At 71.8% G+C, this 16,954-nt stretch carries 18 protein-coding genes and 1 tRNA gene; 9 read left to right on the top strand and 10 right to left on the bottom strand.

Annotated elements, in window-relative coordinates:
- Window positions 1-36: 36 nt before the first annotated feature.
- Window positions 37-108: transfer RNA gene (locus AC0HS0_RS14040), tRNA-Gln, on the top strand.
- A gap of 254 nt (window positions 109-362) precedes the next feature.
- Here AC0HS0_RS14040 and AC0HS0_RS14035 read toward each other — a convergent pair.
- A complete protein-coding gene (locus AC0HS0_RS14035; protein WP_472964668.1) occupies window positions 363-1,136 on the bottom strand; it encodes a hypothetical protein in 774 nt (257 codons plus the stop codon).
- Between the two features lie 407 nt (window positions 1,137-1,543).
- Between AC0HS0_RS14035 and AC0HS0_RS14030 the strand changes: the two genes are divergently transcribed.
- Window positions 1,544-2,014: a hypothetical protein gene (locus tag AC0HS0_RS14030; protein WP_472964667.1), complete on the top strand. Its 471-nt coding sequence runs from the start codon at window positions 1,544-1,546 to the stop codon at window positions 2,012-2,014.
- A 17-nt stretch (window positions 2,015-2,031) separates the two neighbouring features.
- Here the strand turns inward: AC0HS0_RS14030 and AC0HS0_RS14025 are convergent, their stop codons facing one another.
- Both AC0HS0_RS14025 and AC0HS0_RS14020 read right to left on the bottom strand, forming a co-directional pair.
- Window positions 2,032-2,169, bottom strand: a complete 138-nt coding sequence (locus AC0HS0_RS14025; protein ID WP_472964666.1) for a hypothetical protein — start codon at window positions 2,167-2,169, stop codon at window positions 2,032-2,034.
- Between the two features lie 114 nt (window positions 2,170-2,283).
- Entirely contained in the window at window positions 2,284-2,481 is a 198-nt protein-coding gene (locus AC0HS0_RS14020; RefSeq protein WP_472964665.1) for a hypothetical protein, read from the bottom strand.
- A 104-nt stretch (window positions 2,482-2,585) separates the two neighbouring features.
- Between AC0HS0_RS14020 and AC0HS0_RS14015 the strand changes: the two genes are divergently transcribed.
- Complete coding sequence (locus AC0HS0_RS14015) at window positions 2,586-3,866, top strand: SufS family cysteine desulfurase (protein ID WP_472964664.1); 1,281 nt, start codon at window positions 2,586-2,588, stop codon at window positions 3,864-3,866.
- On the top strand, window positions 3,863-4,300 hold the full coding sequence (gene sufU / locus AC0HS0_RS14010) for a Fe-S cluster assembly sulfur transfer protein SufU (protein ID WP_472964663.1): 438 nt from the start codon (window positions 3,863-3,865) through the stop codon (window positions 4,298-4,300). The genes AC0HS0_RS14015 and sufU overlap by 4 nt, the downstream gene beginning before the upstream one ends.
- Window positions 4,301-4,411: 111 nt before the next feature.
- Here the strand turns inward: sufU and AC0HS0_RS14005 are convergent, their stop codons facing one another.
- A complete protein-coding gene (locus tag AC0HS0_RS14005; RefSeq protein WP_472964662.1) occupies window positions 4,412-4,693 on the bottom strand; it encodes a hypothetical protein in 282 nt (93 codons plus the stop codon).
- Window positions 4,694-4,778: 85 nt separating this feature from the next.
- The gene (locus AC0HS0_RS14000) at window positions 4,779-5,276 is read right to left on the bottom strand and encodes a MarR family winged helix-turn-helix transcriptional regulator (RefSeq protein WP_472964661.1); all 498 of its coding nucleotides are present in this window, start codon (window positions 5,274-5,276) and stop codon (window positions 4,779-4,781) included.
- A gap of 39 nt (window positions 5,277-5,315) precedes the next feature.
- Here AC0HS0_RS14000 and AC0HS0_RS13995 point away from each other — a divergent pair, with 39 nt between their 5' ends.
- Entirely contained in the window at window positions 5,316-6,266 is a 951-nt protein-coding gene (locus AC0HS0_RS13995; RefSeq protein WP_472964660.1) for a DMT family transporter, read from the top strand.
- On the opposite strand, the gene AC0HS0_RS13990 is transcribed toward AC0HS0_RS13995, so the two are convergent.
- Complete coding sequence (locus AC0HS0_RS13990) at window positions 6,176-7,144, bottom strand: Dyp-type peroxidase (RefSeq protein WP_472964659.1); 969 nt, start codon at window positions 7,142-7,144, stop codon at window positions 6,176-6,178. The genes AC0HS0_RS13995 and AC0HS0_RS13990 overlap by 91 nt on opposite strands.
- 384 nt (window positions 7,145-7,528) lie before the next feature.
- On the opposite strand from AC0HS0_RS13990, the gene AC0HS0_RS13985 reads away from it, so the two are divergent.
- Window positions 7,529-8,824 (top strand): quaternary amine ABC transporter ATP-binding protein, encoded by a 1,296-nt coding sequence (locus tag AC0HS0_RS13985; protein WP_472964658.1) that lies wholly within the window; start codon window positions 7,529-7,531, stop codon window positions 8,822-8,824.
- On the top strand, window positions 8,821-10,551 hold the full coding sequence (locus AC0HS0_RS13980) for an ABC transporter permease/substrate binding protein (RefSeq protein WP_472964657.1): 1,731 nt from the start codon (window positions 8,821-8,823) through the stop codon (window positions 10,549-10,551). The genes AC0HS0_RS13985 and AC0HS0_RS13980 overlap by 4 nt, the downstream gene beginning before the upstream one ends.
- Here AC0HS0_RS13980 and AC0HS0_RS13975 read toward each other — a convergent pair.
- Window positions 10,541-11,749, bottom strand: coding sequence for an alpha/beta fold hydrolase (locus tag AC0HS0_RS13975; protein WP_472964656.1), 1,209 nt, complete (start codon window positions 11,747-11,749; stop codon window positions 10,541-10,543). The two genes, AC0HS0_RS13980 and AC0HS0_RS13975, sit on opposite strands and share 11 nt — an antisense overlap.
- A 28-nt stretch (window positions 11,750-11,777) precedes the next feature.
- Here AC0HS0_RS13975 and AC0HS0_RS13970 point away from each other — a divergent pair, with 28 nt between their 5' ends.
- Window positions 11,778-12,644 (top strand): alanyl-tRNA editing protein, encoded by an 867-nt coding sequence (locus tag AC0HS0_RS13970; protein ID WP_472964655.1) that lies wholly within the window; start codon window positions 11,778-11,780, stop codon window positions 12,642-12,644.
- A gap of 13 nt (window positions 12,645-12,657) precedes the next feature.
- Here AC0HS0_RS13970 and AC0HS0_RS13965 read toward each other — a convergent pair whose 3' ends face one another.
- The 3 genes from AC0HS0_RS13965 to AC0HS0_RS13955 all read right to left on the bottom strand — a co-directional run bounded on the left by AC0HS0_RS13965 (window position 12,658) and on the right by AC0HS0_RS13955 (window position 14,009).
- The gene (locus AC0HS0_RS13965) at window positions 12,658-13,452 is read right to left on the bottom strand and encodes an NERD domain-containing protein (protein WP_472964654.1); all 795 of its coding nucleotides are present in this window, start codon (window positions 13,450-13,452) and stop codon (window positions 12,658-12,660) included.
- 64 nt (window positions 13,453-13,516) lie between these two features.
- Entirely contained in the window at window positions 13,517-13,720 is a 204-nt protein-coding gene (locus AC0HS0_RS13960; RefSeq protein ID WP_472964653.1) for a hypothetical protein, read from the bottom strand.
- A 40-nt stretch (window positions 13,721-13,760) separates the two neighbouring features.
- Window positions 13,761-14,009: an SCO4226 family nickel-binding protein gene (locus AC0HS0_RS13955; protein WP_472964652.1), complete on the bottom strand. Its 249-nt coding sequence runs from the start codon at window positions 14,007-14,009 to the stop codon at window positions 13,761-13,763.
- A 148-nt stretch (window positions 14,010-14,157) separates the two neighbouring features.
- On the opposite strand from AC0HS0_RS13955, the gene AC0HS0_RS13950 reads away from it, so the two are divergent.
- On the top strand, window positions 14,158-16,941 hold the full coding sequence (locus AC0HS0_RS13950) for a helix-turn-helix transcriptional regulator (protein WP_472964651.1): 2,784 nt from the start codon (window positions 14,158-14,160) through the stop codon (window positions 16,939-16,941).
- The last annotated feature ends 13 nt before the right edge of the window (window positions 16,942-16,954 follow it).

The raw sequence follows: 16,954 nt of genomic DNA, 5'->3' as shown, positions 1-16,954 counted from the left end.
GTTGTTACTCGTGCCCGGGCCTTGGCCCGAAGCCCTTGGGGTATGGTGTAATTGGCAACACGGCTGATTCTGGTTCAGTTGTTCTTGGTTCGAGTCCAGGTACCCCAGCAAGAAACGTCACATCGAGAGCCCCGGATACCGGGGCTTTTTCGTTGCACCGCGAACGAACTCTCAGACTCCGTCTCCACCGTCTCGGCCACGCCTCGGCCGCCGTTCACCCGCGCGTAACCCGCGTGCGGGACACTCATTCGACCGGTGTTCGCGGATCCGGGGGGTTCCGCTCGAGCCGATGGCCGCTCCATGACGCGGCGGCAGTGCGGCCGGTCTCATCCACAGGACGGGGTGAGACCGGCCGCACCTTCTCAGCGCACCGTACCGGCGGGGCCGGTGTCTGCGCGGGTGTCGTCCGTGCGCGAGCGGGCGGCGGCGGTGCCGTCGGCCGTGTAAGCGGGGTCGGTCGAGAATCCGACGCGGTCGACGCGGCGGTGGTAACGCATGCCGGCCAGGCCTCCCAGGATCGCGGCGATCAGGCTGACGACGGCGACGACCACGGTCGTGATGACGCCGGTCAGAGTGAGGGAGCCCTCGTCGAGAGGGATGCGCGGGAAGCTGTTGAGGTTGCCCAGGATGTTGTACTGGCTGCCCAGGATCACGCTCAGGATCGCCACCACGATCGCGATGATCACGGCCCAGATCCACACCGCGACACCCTGACGCAGACCGTTGAACCGCGCCATGCGCCCAGCGACGTAGCCTCCGCAGAAGTACGAGAGGAAGAGGATCACGACGAGGGCGATGGCGCCGGCTGTCCCGACGGTCGCGGCGTTCTTGTTGGCCTGGTCGGCGGCGGCGTTCGGGCTGCCTGTCGCGCCGACGCCCACGGCGGCGCCTGCGGCCGCGACAAGAGCGGTGAGCAGCACCGCCATCCCGGTCGCGGTCAGCCAGCCGAAGAACGCGGCGCCGAACTTCATGCCGCCGAACTCGCTGCGTTCGCGCGCGACGACGTCCTCGCGCAGGGCGCGGTTGTCGACGACGGGCTCGGCCGCGACGGTGTCGGCCGGGTACCGGGGAGGTACGGTGCGTGCGTCGACGGGACGTGCGTCGACGGGACGTGCGTCGACGGGACGTTCGTCCACCGCGCGGTCGTCGGCAGCGGTGGAGTCGTATGCACGGGTCCCCGGCTCGTAGGAACGGGTCTCGGCATCGTCTGCGCGAGTCGGTTGCGGGTGCGCCCCGCGTTCCGGCTCGCCTGCGCGCGAGTCCGGGGCGTACGCGCGAGTCGCCGGCGTGGGTTCAGCGGCGGTGGGTTCAGCGGCGGTGGGTTCATCCGCGGGGGGAGTGCGGTCGGTCATCTCGGAGCCTCCTGACGGTCCGCCCGCGGGTGGCGGGCGCGTGGGTCGATCTGCCGCAACGGACGCTAGACGGCTCGCCCCGCCGTGCCCAGGGCGTTGAATCGGGTGGCGGTCGGGTGTAGGCACCGGTGTGGAGGCGCGTGCCCGAGGCGTACAATCGGTCCCACTTCGGCGGGAGGGAGGGCGATCCGATGGGATGGTTCGTCCGCCCGAACAGGCCCGCCTCCGCGCCGGATCCGCTGGAGGACGGCCTCGGCGCTCTGACCTTGCTCGCCGTGCTCGAGGAGGCCGTCTCCCAGCTCGACGCCGCCGAAGCCCTCCTGGAGCGCTGTGCGCTCGCCGGCGAACCGGGCCACCCTTCCGATGCGCGGCCGGCCGAGTGGAGGCTGGGCGTCGCCGAGGCCCGCCAAGGGCTGCGGCTGCGCGTCACCTTCACCCAGCTGTCGCGGTGGCTCGACGGGATGGTCTGCGAGCCGCAGCAGGAGCGGTTGCGCGCCGACACCTCCCGGCTGTTGCGGTTCTACCTTCTGATGATCAGCTCAGCGCTCGACGCCGCGTTCACGCCGGCGTCGCGCCAGCACATCGCCGTGCGCGGAGGGCGCGGCGGCACGGCCGGTCGCCTCATCGAGCTCCGTGACCTCGCACGAGCGGCGGTCGAGTAGCCTCGCGCGGGAGGGCCTCACGGCGTCGTGTGCATGCCGGGAGTCGTCGGCGCGCCCGACAGCGAGTCGATCACAGCAACGGAGCCGAAGCCGACCAGAGCGGCTGCGACCACCGACAAAAGGACGGCGACCAGCACGGACTGACGACGATTCATGTTCCCCCCATGAGCAGATGCTCGGAACCCAGTGCTCGGTCAGGCTAGCACCTGGACGGGCGCAGGCAGAATCGACGTTCCACCCCGGGGCATCCTCGCCGGAGAAGCACTGGATCAGCGTCCGCGGCGTCTGCGCAGGCCGAATCCGATCAGCACTCCGCCGCCGATCGCGACCAGCACCCCGATCCCGCGGACGAGCCACTGCACCTCGCCGGTGGCCGCATCGACCAGGAGCGGACCCGCGAGTCCGACGACCACGAGCAGGATGCCGACGACGAAGAACCAGGGGGAGCCGTTGGTGCGTTCGACCATGGCATCGAGCCTAGCGTCGGCGCTGGACGCCTTCGGCGGCATGTCGTCACAGTCCCGTGACGCACGGCGGGATTGCAGCGAACCCCGGTAGCGTTGAACCCAGTATGCGCACCGACACCCTCGACCCGGTCCGGCTCCGCTCGGACTTCCCGATCCTCGCCCGCGAGGTCAACGGCCACCCCTTCGTCTACCTCGACTCCGGGGCCACCTCGCAGAAGCCCCGGCAGGTGCTCGACGCCGAACGCGCGTTCGCGGAGCGGTACACGTCGGCCGTGCACCGCGGCGCGCACACCGTCGCCGGCGAGGCGACGGAGCTGTTCGAGGAGGCCCGCGCGCGCGTCGCGGCGTTCGTCGGTGCCCGGCCGGAGGAGCTGGTGTGGACCTCCAACGCCACCGAGGGCATCAACCTGCTCGCGTACGGCATGTCGAACGCCTCGCTCGGGCGGGGCGGCGCGGCCTCCGAGCGCTTCCGGCTCGGCGCGGGCGACGAACTCGTCGTGACCGAGGCCGAGCACCACGCCAACCTCATCCCCTGGCAGGAGCTGGCCGCGCGCACCGGTGCGACCCTCCGGGTGATCGGACTCGCCGACGACGGGCAGCTGCGGCTCGATCAGGCGGCCGAGCTGATCGGCCCGCGCACCAGGGTCGTCGCCTTCAGCCACGTCTCCAACGTGCTCGGCGCGGTCAACCCGGTCAGCCTGCTGGTCGAGCTGGCGCACGAGCACGGCGCGCTGGTGGTGCTCGACGCCTGTCAGTCGGTTCCGCACCTCGCGGTCGACTTGCCGGCGCTCGGCGTCGACTTCGCCGTCTTCTCCGGCCACAAGATGCTGGGACCGACCGGCGTCGGTGCGCTCTACGGTCGCACCGAGCTGCTGGACGCGCTGCCGCCGTTCCTCACGGGCGGGTCGATGATCACGACGGTCACGCTGGAGGGCGCCGAGTATCTGCCGGCCCCGCAGCGCTTCGAGGCGGGCACGCAGCGGGTTTCGCAGGCCGTGGCGCTGGCCGCGGCGGTCGGCTACCTCGACGCGGTCGGCATGCCGGCGATCGAGGCGCACGAGGAGGAGCTGGGAGCCCGCCTCGTCGCGGGGCTGTCCGCTCTCCCGGGCGTGCGGGTGCTCGGCCCGGGCGCCGGCGTGCCGCGAGTCGGCCTCGCGAGTTTCGTCGTGGAGGGCATCCACTCGCACGACGTCGGCCAGTTCCTCGACGACCGCGGCATCGCGGTGCGGGTCGGCCACCACTGCGCGCAGCCGGTTCATCGGCGCTTCGGGGCCACGGCCTCCACCCGCGTCAGCACTTACCTCTACAACACCGCCGACGAGGTGGATGCGGCCATCGAGGCCGTCGCTGACGCCCGTGACTTCTTCGGAGTGATCGACCGATGAGCGACCTTCAGAACCTCTACCAGCAGGTCATCCTCGACCACGCGCGCGAGAAGCACGGCTTCGGCCTGCGCGATGACGCGGCGGCGAGCTCGCACCAGTTCAACCCGACCTGCGGCGACGAAGTGACCGTGGGCGTGCACCCGGACGCGGACGGCCGCATCCACGCGATCAGCTGGGAGGGCCACGGCTGCTCGATCTCGACCGCGTCGGCCTCCCTGCTGAGTGACCTGGTGCACGACACCGACCGGGAGGAGCTGGCTGCGTCGATCGGGGCGTTCCGCGAGCTGATGCAGTCCAAGGGTGCGCTGGAGGGCGATGAGGAACTGCTCGGCGACGCCGTCGTGCTCGCCGGGGTCTCGCGGTACGTGACGCGCGTGAAGTGCGCGATGCTGCCGTGGGTCGCACTGGAGGACGCCCTCCTCAAATCCGCCTGACCCCGCTCTCCCCACGCTCGAGGGGCACGTTGTTGTCACTTTTGGGGCCGTAAAGTGACAACAACGTGCCCCTCGGCGGCCCAGGTGCGAGGTTTAGGGACAGGGCCGAGGTCAGGGGACGGGGGCGAGGTCGACCTCGTCGGCGATGGCCTCCAGGGCGGAAGGCAGGGTCGGGAACGTCGTCCCGTAGATCAGACCCGACGGGCCGGCGGCGGTCCAGGTCTCCTTCTGCTTGGCGACCTTTCCGACGAGGTAGCGCTTGTGCCCGCCGAGCACCTGGCGCTGCGCGATGGGCAGCGCGAGCGGAAACGCGTAGACATCGCCGCGCGGACTCACCACCAGCTCCCACCGGGCGCGGCCCGGATTGAACTTGCTCGTGAAGATGCGCGACATGATGGCCTTTGTACCTCGCCGGCGGTGTCCGTCGCCACGAAGATGACGGCCTGTTGCGGCCGGGAGACCCGCTGCTGTCCGCAGGTCAGTCGCCGAGCCGCGCGAGCCACGCCGTGAGGACGCGCTCCAGCGCTCGAGCGTCGGCGGGGGAGAGCTCGTCGAGCAGCCTCCGCTCGTTGGCGAAGTGCTCGGTGACCGCGGCGTCGATCCGCTCGACCCCCTCCGGCGTGAGCGCGACCACTCGGCCGCGGCCGTCGGAGGACGAAGCCCGGCGCGAGACGAGCCCCGCCTGCTCGAGCCGATCGATGCGCTTGCTCATGCCGCCGGTGGTCACCATGGTGTGCTGCGCGAGCTCACCAGGCGTGCGTTCGTAGGGCGCTCCGGCCCGGCGGAGGGTCGCGAGCACGTCGAAGTCTCCCTCGGTGAGCCCGTGCCGGGCGTATACGGCGACGAGCTGCTCCGTCAGCAGCCCGGCGACGCGGTGGAGGCGGCCGATGACGCCCTGGGGAGCCGGGTCGAGGTCGGGGCGCTCGCGGCGCCATTCCTGCTGGATGCCGGCGACGCGGTCGGATGCGGGGCTCATGTCTTCACAATACCTTCCACGGAAGCTAAAGTAGCTTCCATGGAAGGTAAATGGCGCTGGATCGCCGTCACGGCGATCGCCCCCGTGGCTTGGGGCTCGACCTACGTCGTGACGAGGGCGGTCCTCCCGGAAGCCCCGCTCTGGGGCGCCGTGCTGCGCGCGCTCCCGGCCGGACTGCTGCTGCTCGCGGTCGCGCACCGGCGGCCGCGCGGAGCGTGGTGGTGGCGGGCGATCCTGCTGGGCGCACTGAACGCGGGCGGCTTCTTCGTGCTCGTGTACGCGGTCGCACAACTGCTGCCGTCCGGCATCGCGTCCACGGTCATGGCGACCTCGCCGCTGGCCTTGATGGGATTCGGCTGGATGCTGCTGGGCCAGCGGCCTCGAGCGCTCTCGATCGCGGGAGCGCTCACCGGTGTCGCCGGCGTCGCGGTCATGCTCTACGGAGGCGGCGACGCGGTCGATCCTCTCGGGCTGGTCGCCGCGGTCTCCGCGATGCTGCTCTCGGCGATCGGCTACGTGCTCGCGACACGGTGGCACGACGTCGACGTGCTGTCGTCGACCGCCTGGCAGCTGGTGGCCGGCGGTCTGCTCGTGGTCCCCTTCGCCGTGGTGGTCGAGGGCGCGCCTCCCGCCCTCGACGCCGCTGCGATCGCGGGCTTCGCGTACGTCTCACTGGTCGCGACCGCGCTCGCTTATCTCGCCTGGTTCGGCGGGATGCGCCGTCTCGGCCCCGCCGTCGTCGGGCTGATCGGGCTGCTCAACCCTGTGGCGGGCGTCGCGCTCGGCGCCCTCGTGGCGGGGGAGGCGTTCACGTTCCGGCAATTCGTCGGCCTCGCCATCGTCCTCGTCGGCATCGGTGTCGGCCAGACGGCGCGGGGAGGTCGCCGCGCGGCGGAGGGTCAGTCGGCGAGCCCCTCCAGGAACCCCCGGGTGGGCACGAAGAACGTCGTGCCGGTCACGGCCGTCGAGAAGTCGAGGATGCGATCGTGATTGCCGACCGGGTCGCCGACGAACATCCGCTCCACCATCTTCTCGATCACCCAGAGGCGGCGTGAGTAGCCGATGAAGTAGGTGCCGAACTCGCCCTGGCCCGGCCGGCCGAACGGCATGTTGTCACGCAGGATGTCGTGCTCGACTCCCTGGTCGTCGGTGATCGTGGTGAGGGTCTTGTGCGCCTTCTGGCCGTGCTCGACGTCATCGAGCTCGATGTTCTCGACCTTCGTGCGGCCGATGACGCCCTCCTGCGAGGGCACCGGCAGCCGGTTCCACGTCGCCAGGTCGTGCAGGTACTTCTGCACGACCACGTAGCTCCCTCCGGCGTGCGCGGGGTCCTCCTCACCGACGATCGCGGCATCCGCCATGTCACCGCCGGTCGGGTTCGCCGTGCCGTCGACGAAGCCGAGGAGGTCGCGGGAGTCGAAGTAGCGGAACCCGCTGACCTCATCCACCACCGCGATCGCGTCGCCGAGGACGTCGAGCAACTGCCGCTCGAACTCGAAGCAGAAGTCGCCGCGTTCGGCGCGGATGTGGAACAGCAGGTCGCCGGGGGTGGACACCGCCGTGTGCACGGCTCCGCGGACCTCCGGGAACGGATGCAGCTCCTGCGGAGGCGCGACCGTCGTCAACCGGCTCCAAAACCGCGCGCCGATGCCGATGTTGCACGACAGGTGCGCGTTCAGATCGCGGAAGCCGACCGTCTTCACGAGGTCGGAGATCCCCGATACGACGTCGCTCACCGTCGCCAGCGCCTCCGGCGTGTCGGCGACCGTGACCACCAGGAAGACGGCCGCGCGCGAGAGCGGCGCATCCACGCTCTGCGGCTCGATCGGGACACGCTGCCAGGGGTGATCTCCGGTGCTATTCGCCATGCGCCAACTCTGCCCCAGAACTCAGCGCCGTCGGTAGAGCTGCGACGGCGGCCACGGGAGCACCACGGCCGGGATCGTGTGCATGCTCACAGCCTCGATTGGCGACCGCTGCGAGATCACTGATAGCGTCGAAGGCGGCCCGGCGCGCCGAACGGCATGGTGCACCGGGTGAACCAGCCCGCGATCCCGGGCCGCGTGGCCGCACAGGTGGCCCGGCCGGATCGTATGGTCGGCTGGCATGGGCGCACCCCGATGGTCGCGCCAGCGATGGCGATTCGCGCGGAGGGTCCGCGCTCGAGTCGTGCTGCCGTCGCCGCATGCCTCCGGCCCGGGCGCGACCACTGTGCGTGCCTCGCGGGGGCGAGTGCGCCTGGGAGTACAGAGTTGAGCAACACGATCGCCGTCGAGGCGAGGAACATCTTCAAGGTCTTCGGACGCAAACCGCAGGAGGCCGTGCGCCGTCTGCGGGACGGCGCGACCAGAGGCGAGGTGACGGGTCTCGGTACGGCCGCCGTCATCGATGCGGGCCTGACGGTTCGGCGCGGCGAGATCTTCGTCGTGATGGGCCTGTCCGGGTCGGGCAAGTCGACGCTCATCCGGCTGCTGAACGGGCTGCTGGAGCCGACCGCCGGCGAGGTCGCGGTCATGGGCACGACCATCACCGGCCTGCCCGCGAAGCGTCTGCGCGCGGTGCGGAGGAAGCACATCTCGATGGTGTTCCAGCACTTCGCCCTGCTGCCGCACCGCACGGTGCTCGACAACATCGCCTACGGCCTGGAGGTGCAGGGGATGCCGGCCGCCGAGCGTCGCGCCCGCGCCGCCGAGGTGCTGGAGCTGGTCGGCCTCGCCGGCTGGGGCGACAAGCTCCCCTCCGAGCTCTCGGGCGGGATGCAGCAGCGCGTCGGGCTCGGGAGGGCGCTGGCCGCCGACACCGACGTGCTGCTGATGGACGAGGCGTTCTCGGCGCTCGACCCGCTGATCCGGCGCGAGATGCAGGAGCAGCTCCTCGAGCTGCAGAGCTCGCTCGGCAAGACCATCGTGTTCATCACGCACGACCTGAACGAGGCGATGTTCCTCGGCGACCGGATCGCGGTCATGCGCGACGGCCGCGTCGTGCAGACCGGCAGCCCGGAGGAGATCCTCACCGACCCGGCCAACGACTACGTGGCGAGTTTCGTGCAGGACGTCGACCGCGCCCGCGTGCTGACGGCCGCGAGCGTGATGGAGCCGGCGCGTGCGCTGGTCACCGTGGCGGGAGGACCGCGCGCGGCGATGCGCACGATGCGCGACCTCCAGACCTCGGCCGCCTTCGTCGTCGGCCAGGGCCGCCGGCTGCTCGGGGCGGTCCGCGACCGCGATGTGATGCGCCAGGTGCGCGACGGCCGCTCCGACCTCGCCGAGGCGATCGACGAGGACATCGCGACCGTGTCGCGCGACGAGGTGCTCAGCGAGCTCGTGGAGCCGTCCGTCGGCAGCGCCCTCCCGCTCGCCGTGGTCGACGACCAGCACCGTCTGCTCGGGGTGATCCCGCGCGTGACGCTGCTCGCGGCGCTCGGCAACGTCAGCAGCGACACGACCGAGATCCCGGTGGTGGTCGAACCACCGGCGACGGTTCCGGTGGACGCGATGACGCTGGCCCTGCGGGAGACCGCGGGCGACGAGGCGGAGGTGCTCGCATGACCGCCCTCGCTCCCGCAACGACCAAGGTCATCCCCCTCGGGGACGGGGCCACCCACGTCGTCGACTTCGTGACGACGACCTTCGGCGGCCTGTTCGACGTCATCCGCATCGTCTTCACGGGCATGTACGACGGCGTCGACTGGGCGCTGCAGACGCCGCCGTTCTGGGGCGTCATCCTCATCTTCGCGATCCTCGGGGTCTGGCTGCGCGGCTGGGTGTTCGGGGCGGGGACCGTCGTCGGGCTGCTGCTCATCGCCGGTATCGACCAGTGGTCGAACGCGATGGACACCCTCGCGCTGGTGCTCGTCTCTGCCGCCATCGCGGTGGCGCTGAGCCTCCCGCTCGGCATCCTGGCCGCCCGGTCGAAGACGGCGTCGGCCATCGTCCGGCCGGTGCTCGACTTCATGCAGACGATGCCCGCGTTCGTGTACCTCATCCCCGCGCTGATCCTGTTCCGGGTGGGTGTGGTGCCGGGCATGGTCGCGACGATCGTGTTCGCGATGGCGCCCGGGGTCCGGCTCACCGAGCTGGGCATCCGGGGCGTCGACTCCGAGCTGGTGGAGGCCGGCAAGGCGTTCGGCTCGCCTCCCGGACGCATCCTGCGCCAGATCCAGCTGCCGCTGGCGATGCCGTCCATCCTGGCGGGCGTCAATCAGGTGATCATGCTCTCGCTCTCGATGGTCGTCATCGCGGGCATGGTCGGCGGCGGCGGTCTCGGACGCGACATCGTGCAGGCGCTGAGCCGCGTGGATGTCGGCCTCGGCTTCGAGGCGGGTGTCGCGGTTGTGATCCTGGCGATCATCCTCGACCGGCTGACCGCTGCGGCCGGCCGCGCCCGGCTCCGGATGCCGAAGCGCGCGCTGGCGGTGCTCGGCGCGGCCCTGCTCGTCGTGATCGGCGGCACGGCCGTGACCGCGGCCTCCACCGCCGGCGGCGACAAGGGCACCGTGAAGGTCGCGGTCTTCAACGGCTGGCCGGAGGGCGAGGCCGCCTCCTACCTGTGGAAGCACGTGCTCGAGAAGGAGGGCTACACCGTCGACTTCGAGTACGCCGACGCCGGTCCCGCCTTCGCCGGTCTCAGCACCGGCGACTACGACATCGCGTTCGACGGCTGGTTGCCTACCACGCACGCCCAGTATCTGAAGACGTACGGCAAGAGCCTCACCGACCTCGGCGCCTGGAACGACGAGGCGAAGCTCACCATAGCGGTGAACAAGGACGCGCCGATCGACTCGATCGACCAGCTCGCCTCGCACGCGTCGGCGTTCGGCGACCGGCTGGTGGGGATCGAGCCGGGCGCGGGCCTCACCGAGGCGGTGCAGAAGAAGGTCATCCCGCAGTACGGCCTCCAGAAGCTGGACTTCGTGACCTCCTCGACGCCCGCCATGCTCGCCGAGCTGTCGAGCGCGATGAAGAAGGGCGACGACGTCGCGGTGACGCTCTGGCGGCCGCACTGGGCCTACGACCAGTTCGACCTGAAGGATCTGAAGGACCCGAAGGGCACGCTCGGCGCGGCCGAGTCCATCCACTCGATCGCGAGCACGGACTTCCCGAAGCGGCAGCCGCAGATCGCCGAATGGGTGAAGAAGTTCCGGATGAAGTCCGACCTGCTTTACTCACTCGAGAACGCGATGTTCAACAGCGGCGCCGACTCCGGCCAGTACGACCGCATCGTCGCGAAGTGGATGGACGCGCACGCCTCGTACGTCGCGACGCTCACCCGGTAGCGCTGACGCCCTCCGCATGCAGCCACTCGAACAGTCTGGTGAGTGCGCGGAGGGCGATCGTGCCATGGGTGGCCCCCGGGATGCGGTCGTAGGTCACCACTGTGCCGTTGCCCCGGACGTGTTCGACGAACGCGTCGGTGGAGGCCGGCCGGACCAGCTTGTCCGCCTCGCCCTGGGCGACGAAGAGCGGCGACGCGATCCGCACGGCGCCGGGAGTGTTCGCGGCCAGGAGCCCTGCCCAGGGTTCGGTGGTCTCCGGGTCCGCAGTGAGGAACGTGCCGATCAGCGGCTTGGCGATGGCGTGCAGAGCCGCGTTCTGCGACAGCAAGCACAGCTTGTTCATCGCGGGCAGCGCGGTGATCGCCGCGGGCGTCAGGATGCTCTGCAGCGGATACCCGTACACCTTCGAGTACGCGTCGAACGCGTACGACGAGATGCTGACGCCGGAGATGTCGCCGATGTCGGCGTTCAGGAGGCTCGCCAGGTCGGTCGCGGGCGCCGCGACGGCCGTGGCGAGCACATGCAGCTCCGGTGCGTAGACCGGCGCGAGCTGGGCGGCGAAGAGGGCGGCCTGGCCGCCCTGCGAGTGCCCCCACAGCACGACCCGGTCGCTCGCGTCGTCCTTCAGCAGCTGCCGCGCGGCACGGGTTGCGTCGAGCATGTTCCTGCCCGCGGTCTCGCCGATGAGGTACGAGTCGGGGCCGGCCGTTCCCATGCCGGTGTAGTCGGTGTAGACGACGATGTAGCCGCGGTTCAGGAAGTCCGTCAGACCCTCCACGAGATCGAACGGGTCGACTGCCCGCGAGGGCGCGCACTTCTGCGCCACCCCCGTCGTCGGATGCCCCCACGAGACGATCGTGCGCCCGCCCGCGGGGGGCTTCGCCGCCGGGATGACCACCAGTCCGGTGTTAACGACGTCGCGGCCGTTCAGGTCGGTGGAGTGGAACATGATCCGCCACGCCGTGGAGCCGAGCGGGGAGCCGACGATGTGCTCGGTGCGGATCAGCGCGCCGGGGCCGCCCGACGGGAGCGGGTCGGGCTGCTCGTAGAACCTGGCCGTCGACGGAGCCTCGACGATGTCGTCCTCCGCGCGCTGGACGAGCGGGGGCGTGCACCCGGAGAGTGCCGCCGCGACCACGAGCGACACCGCGATCACACGCGCGACGGCCGCCCGTCGCGTCCCCCTCTGCCCCGACACGCGGTCAGCTTAGCCGTAGTCTGAACGCATGAGCCTCCCCGCCGGCGACACCGTCGTCACCTATCCCGACGGCGACCCCGCCTCCACCGGAACCGTGCTGCACGTGCAGCCGCTCGACGACGGACGCACTGCGATCGTCCTCGACCGCACGGCCTTCCATCCCGTCGACCCGGTCTGGCCCGACCAGCCGGCCGACGCCGGTGCGCTCGTCGTCGACGGGCGCCGCGAGCCGCTGGTGGACGCGGTGGTCGGCGCGACCGACGGCACGACCCTCCACGTGGGAGACGCCCCGGTGCGCACCGGCACGCCCGGGTGGGCCTTCGTCGTCTGCCACCTCGTGGAGGACGCCGCAGGCATCGAACCGGGCGCCACGGTCGAGGTGGAGGCCGACCCCGAGCTGCGGCGCGCGCTCTCGACGGGTCACACGGCGTGCCATCTCGCCTCCCTCGCCCTCGACGACGCGCTCGCCGCGCTGTGGACCAAAGAGGCCCCGCTCGACGGACGCGGCAAGCCCGCGTTCGACCAGCTCGCCATCGCCTCCTCCCGCATCCTCCCCGACGGCTCGCTCGACGAGTACCGCATCGGCAAGAGCCTGCGGAAGAAGGGCTTCTCCGCCGCCGAGCTGCCTGCGGCGCTCGCCGGGGTGACCGACGCCGCGAACGCGCTGCTCGCACAGTGGGTGGCCGCCGACGTGCACATCGCCATCGAGCGGGACGGCGACGGGCTGGGGGAGCGTCGCCGCTGGCGCGCCGACCTCCCCGACGGCACGGTCGAGATCCCGTGCGGCGGCACGCACCTGCGCTCGCTGGCCGGGCTCGCCGCGATCCGCATCCAGCTCGGCTACGACGCCGAGGCCGCCTCTCTCACGATGCGCACGACCGTCGAGCCCGCCTGACGCTCGGCGGGTGCTAGCGCGGGAGGAACGGCAGCGCGGCCGCGATGGCTGCGAGGGCGACGGCGAAGCCCCACCCGAGGCGCACCAGCTGGGCGGTGCGCACCTCCCGCTCGATGAGGGCGAAACGCTCCAGGGTGTCCGCCGACGACTCCGCAAGTCTCCAGGTGGCCGGGTCGTCGAACAGCCGGGCGACCGCGGCGGTGGTCGCCGCGTCGATCACCGCGGGACGGCGGGTCAACCAGCGCAGCAGCGCCTCCGCCCGGAGGACGCGCACCCGCCGCGGCTGCTGCCGTACCGTGACCTCCTTCGTTCCCACGAGGACCACGAGCGCGGTCACCGGGGCGACGAGGCCCGCCTGCGCGAGAACGCCGCGCACCCGGGAGGCCTCCAGATCGGAGTTGCGCAGGTACGGCTGCTTCTGCCCGGCGACGAGGACCGCACGCTCGCCGACCCAGACGCGCTGGCCACGATGATGCTTGGTGTTGATGACGAACACGCCGGGCGGACCCACCACCACGTGGTCGACGTCGGCGACGGCGCCCGTCTCGTCCGGCCGCGTTCCGACCGGGACGGCGTGGAAGACGCTCCACGCATCGGGGAGGCGGTCCAGGAGGGCGCCGACCTCCCGCTCGCCGAGGGCACCGGCGAACCAGGGCTCCGTCTCTGCGCCGAGCGGACGCGCCCCGAGCGCCCGCGCGAGCGGCGAACGCGGCGGGGACTGGGTGTGCAGCCGCACCACCTGCTCCATCACCGCGGCCCCGGGGGCGCGGTCGCGCATGCGCTTCGTGCGCCGTCCTTCGTCGTCCATCCCTGACAGCGTAAAGACGGCGAACGGGCCGCTGAAGTCCCCACTGAGGGACGAAATCCGTGGCCTACCCCTGGCCGGGTGCCCCCTCGCCGCGGGGTAGCCCGTCGGTCTCGTGAGCGTCGCCCAGATACTCGTCCGGGAGCCGCTCCTCGAGCGACTCGTTCCGGCCGGCGACCTCCTCGAGGGCGTCCTCCGGTGTCTCGCCGAGCGCGGACACCCGTTCGGCCAGGTCGTGAGCGTCGCGCGGCTGGTCCTGTCGGTCCGTCATGCCGAGCACTGTACGCCGGACGACACGACCCGGTGGCCCGTCAGACGACGATGTCGACCGCGAACACCTGCTCGGTCGGGTGGCCCGCCCTCTCGTGCACCCGCATGACCGCCTCCTTCGATGGGCTGGTGGAGAGACAGAACACCTTGCCGCTCTCCGGGTCGAGCCAGGCCTGCTCGAAGTGCACGCCCTCCTCGCCCTCGATCGCCAGGTCGGCGTCGTGCGCCTCCGCCAGCTGGTCCCGCGTGACACCGACGAACCCGTCGTGCACATCCATGAATCGCGCCATGATCGGCTCCTTTCGTTCAGCTCAGACTGGCGGCGGCCCAACCGCGGCGGCATCGGTCATCCGACCGATCCCGGTGCTGCACGTGCGCTCCCGGCGCTATGCTGCGGCCATGGATGCGGGTGCCGCGTCATCGCAAAGCCTCGAACGGGTGTGTCCGGTCTTCGTCGGCCGGGAGGACCTGCTCGCCCTCGCGACCCGCCGGAAGGCCGCGGCGGCCGAAGGCCACGGTGGGGTGCTCCTGATCTCCGGGGAGGCCGGCATCGGCAAGTCCCGCCTGATGGACGAGGCCGTCGCCATCGGCGAAGCACGCCGCCTCCGCGCCGACGCCTACGCCGACGACAGCGAGACGCCGGGGATGCTCATCCTCGACATCGCGACCGCGCTGGACGACGCGGCGGAGTCCGCGGCCGCCGCGCATGTGCGCGAACTCGTCCTCGGCGGGCCGCCGACCGGCAGTTCGATGCCGGGCACCGAGCGGCCGCGCCGACTCGTGGTGGCGCAGCTCGCGTCCGCGCTCGCCGCCGTGCTCGCGACGCCGACCGTGCTCACGCTCGAAGACCTCCACTGGGCCGACGAGCTCAGCCTCGACGTGCTGCGCCGCGTAGCGGTCGCCGTGCGCGAGCGTCCGAGCCTCGTCGTCGCGACGTTCCGCACGGAGGACCCGCAGGTGTCGGCCGCGGCGACGGCCTGGCGGCTGGACCTCGTCGCCCACCGGCTGGCCGAGGAGGTGCGGCCGGTCCGGCTCGACGCCGACGGCGTCGCACGGATGATCGCCGCGATCCGCCGGAGCCCGGCCTCCGTCGACGAGGTCGCCCGTCTCGCCGCCGTGAGCGACGGCATCCCGCTGCACGTGGAGGAGCTGCTCGCCGCGGAGGCCGACGGCGCACCCGACACCGTCGCGACCGCCGTGCTGTCGAGGATGCGGGGTCTCCCTCCGCAGACGAGTGCGGTCCTGGAGGCGGCGGCCGTGATCGGCCGCGACTTCGACAGCAGGATGCTCGCCGTGGTCATCGGCGACGACGTCGACCGCGGAGCACGGGAGGCCGCGCTCGACGAGCTGGTCGGGAGCCACTTCCTGGTCCGCGCTCCGGGCGGATCGTTCGACTTCCGGCACGCGCTCATCCGCGACGCGGTGTATGCCGCGCTGCCGTCGAGCCGTCGCCGCGTACTGCACGGGCGGGTGGTCGACGCCGGTGCCGGGCTGTCCGACGCCCTCCTGTCGCTGCACAGTGAGCGAGCGGGCCGCGCCCGCGAGGCCTATGCGCTGGCCCGGCGCGCCGCCGAGCGGGCCTCGGCGCTCTCCGCCCATCGCGAGGCGGTCGATCTCTACCGGCGGGCGCAGCGCACCCTCCCGCTCGGCATGGACGTGCGGGAGCGCGCCGACCTCCTGCGGAGGCTGGGAGCCGAACTCGCGGCCGCGGACGCCAACGCAGAGGCCGAGACCGAGCTGAGTCGCGCCGTCGAGTTCTATCGCACGGCGGGTGCCGAGGTGGAGGCTGCGGGGGTGGTCCCGGCGCTGGTCGCCACCCGTCACCTGCTGGGCGCGGACTACTCGGCGCGGGTCTCCGCCGTCCGCGCGGCGCTCGGCTGGATCGACGGCGACGACAGCGCTGAGGCGCGACAGGCCCGCGGCCGGTTGCTGGCGGCGCACGCGGCCGCCGCCATGCTCGAGCGCCGGCTGGACGACTCGCGCCGCGTCGCCGAGGAGGCCCGCGTCCTGCTCACCGCCGAGAGCGACCGCATCGCGATCGACGCGACGCTCGGCTCGGTGCTCGTCTTCGCGGGAGCGGGCGAGCCGGCGTGGGAGCTGCTGCGTTCCGCCGCGGAGGGCGGTGCGGCACACGGTGAAGAGGAGGCCGCCGCCCGTGCCTACCGGATGCTCGGCTCGAGCGCCTCCGTGCTGCTGCAGTACGAGCGCGGCGCGGAGTGGCTGACGGACGGGATCTCGTACGCCGAGCGCATCGAGCGCTGGAACGACGCGCACTACCTCGCCGCGCATCTGGCGCACGTGCGCTGGGCGACCGGCGACCTCCCGGGAGCGGAGGCTCTCGCCACACGTACCCTGGCCGACGGCCGCGGCGGGATCACCACGGAGGTGACCGCGCTGCACGTGCTCGGCTACCGCGCGCTGGCAGCAGGCGACCTGGCGCGCGCGCAGGAGGTGCTGGAGCGCGCCCGGGAGATCGGCGAGCGCATGCAGGAATTGCAACGGCTGTCGCCGGCGCTGTGGGGACTCGCCGAGGTGGCGCTGCGCTCGGGGGACCCGCTGACCTCCGTGAGGCTCTGCGAGCGCGGGGCGCAGGAGTCGCGGCGCGTGGAGGACTCCGCCTATGTGTTCCCGTTCGCGGTCACCGGGATGCGGGCGCACCTCGCGCTGGGCGACATCGAGGGCGCGCGAGCCTGGCTCGAGGAGGTGACCGGGCTGGTCGAACGGCGCAGCATCCCGGGAACCGGGTTCGCGATCCGGCACGCCGCCGGCCTTCTCGCACTGCGCGAGCGGCGGCTCACGGAGGCGCGCGACCTGCTCGCCGAGGCCTCCACCGGCTGGGACGCCCTCGGGCGCTGGTGGGAGGGCTCCCAGGCACTGCTCGACCGGGCGGAATGCGCTCGGCGAACGCGCAGCCCCCTGGAGGCCGCTCAGCTCGTGGCCGCCGCACGCGAACGTGTGGCCGGCAGCGTCCTTCAGGCCCAGGTGGACGAGCTGTCTGCGCGGCTGGCGGAGGGTGTGGCCCCGACCGTGCTGAGCGCCAGGGAGGACGAGGTCGCCCGCCAGATCGCGACCGGCGCCACGAACCGGCAGATCGCGGACGAGCTCCACATCACGCCGCGCACGGTCGCGACGCACGTGGAGCACATCCTCACGAAACTGGGAGCGTCCCGTCGTGCGGAGATCGCGGCGTGGGCAGCCGACCGCGAGGCCACGCCCGAGTGAGGGGACTACGATG

The sequence above is a fragment of the Leifsonia sp. PARNA 1/14 genome, assembly GCF_055720965.1.
Note: the sequence above shows the minus strand (reverse complement) of the source record. Positions and strands in the feature narration are given on the sequence as shown.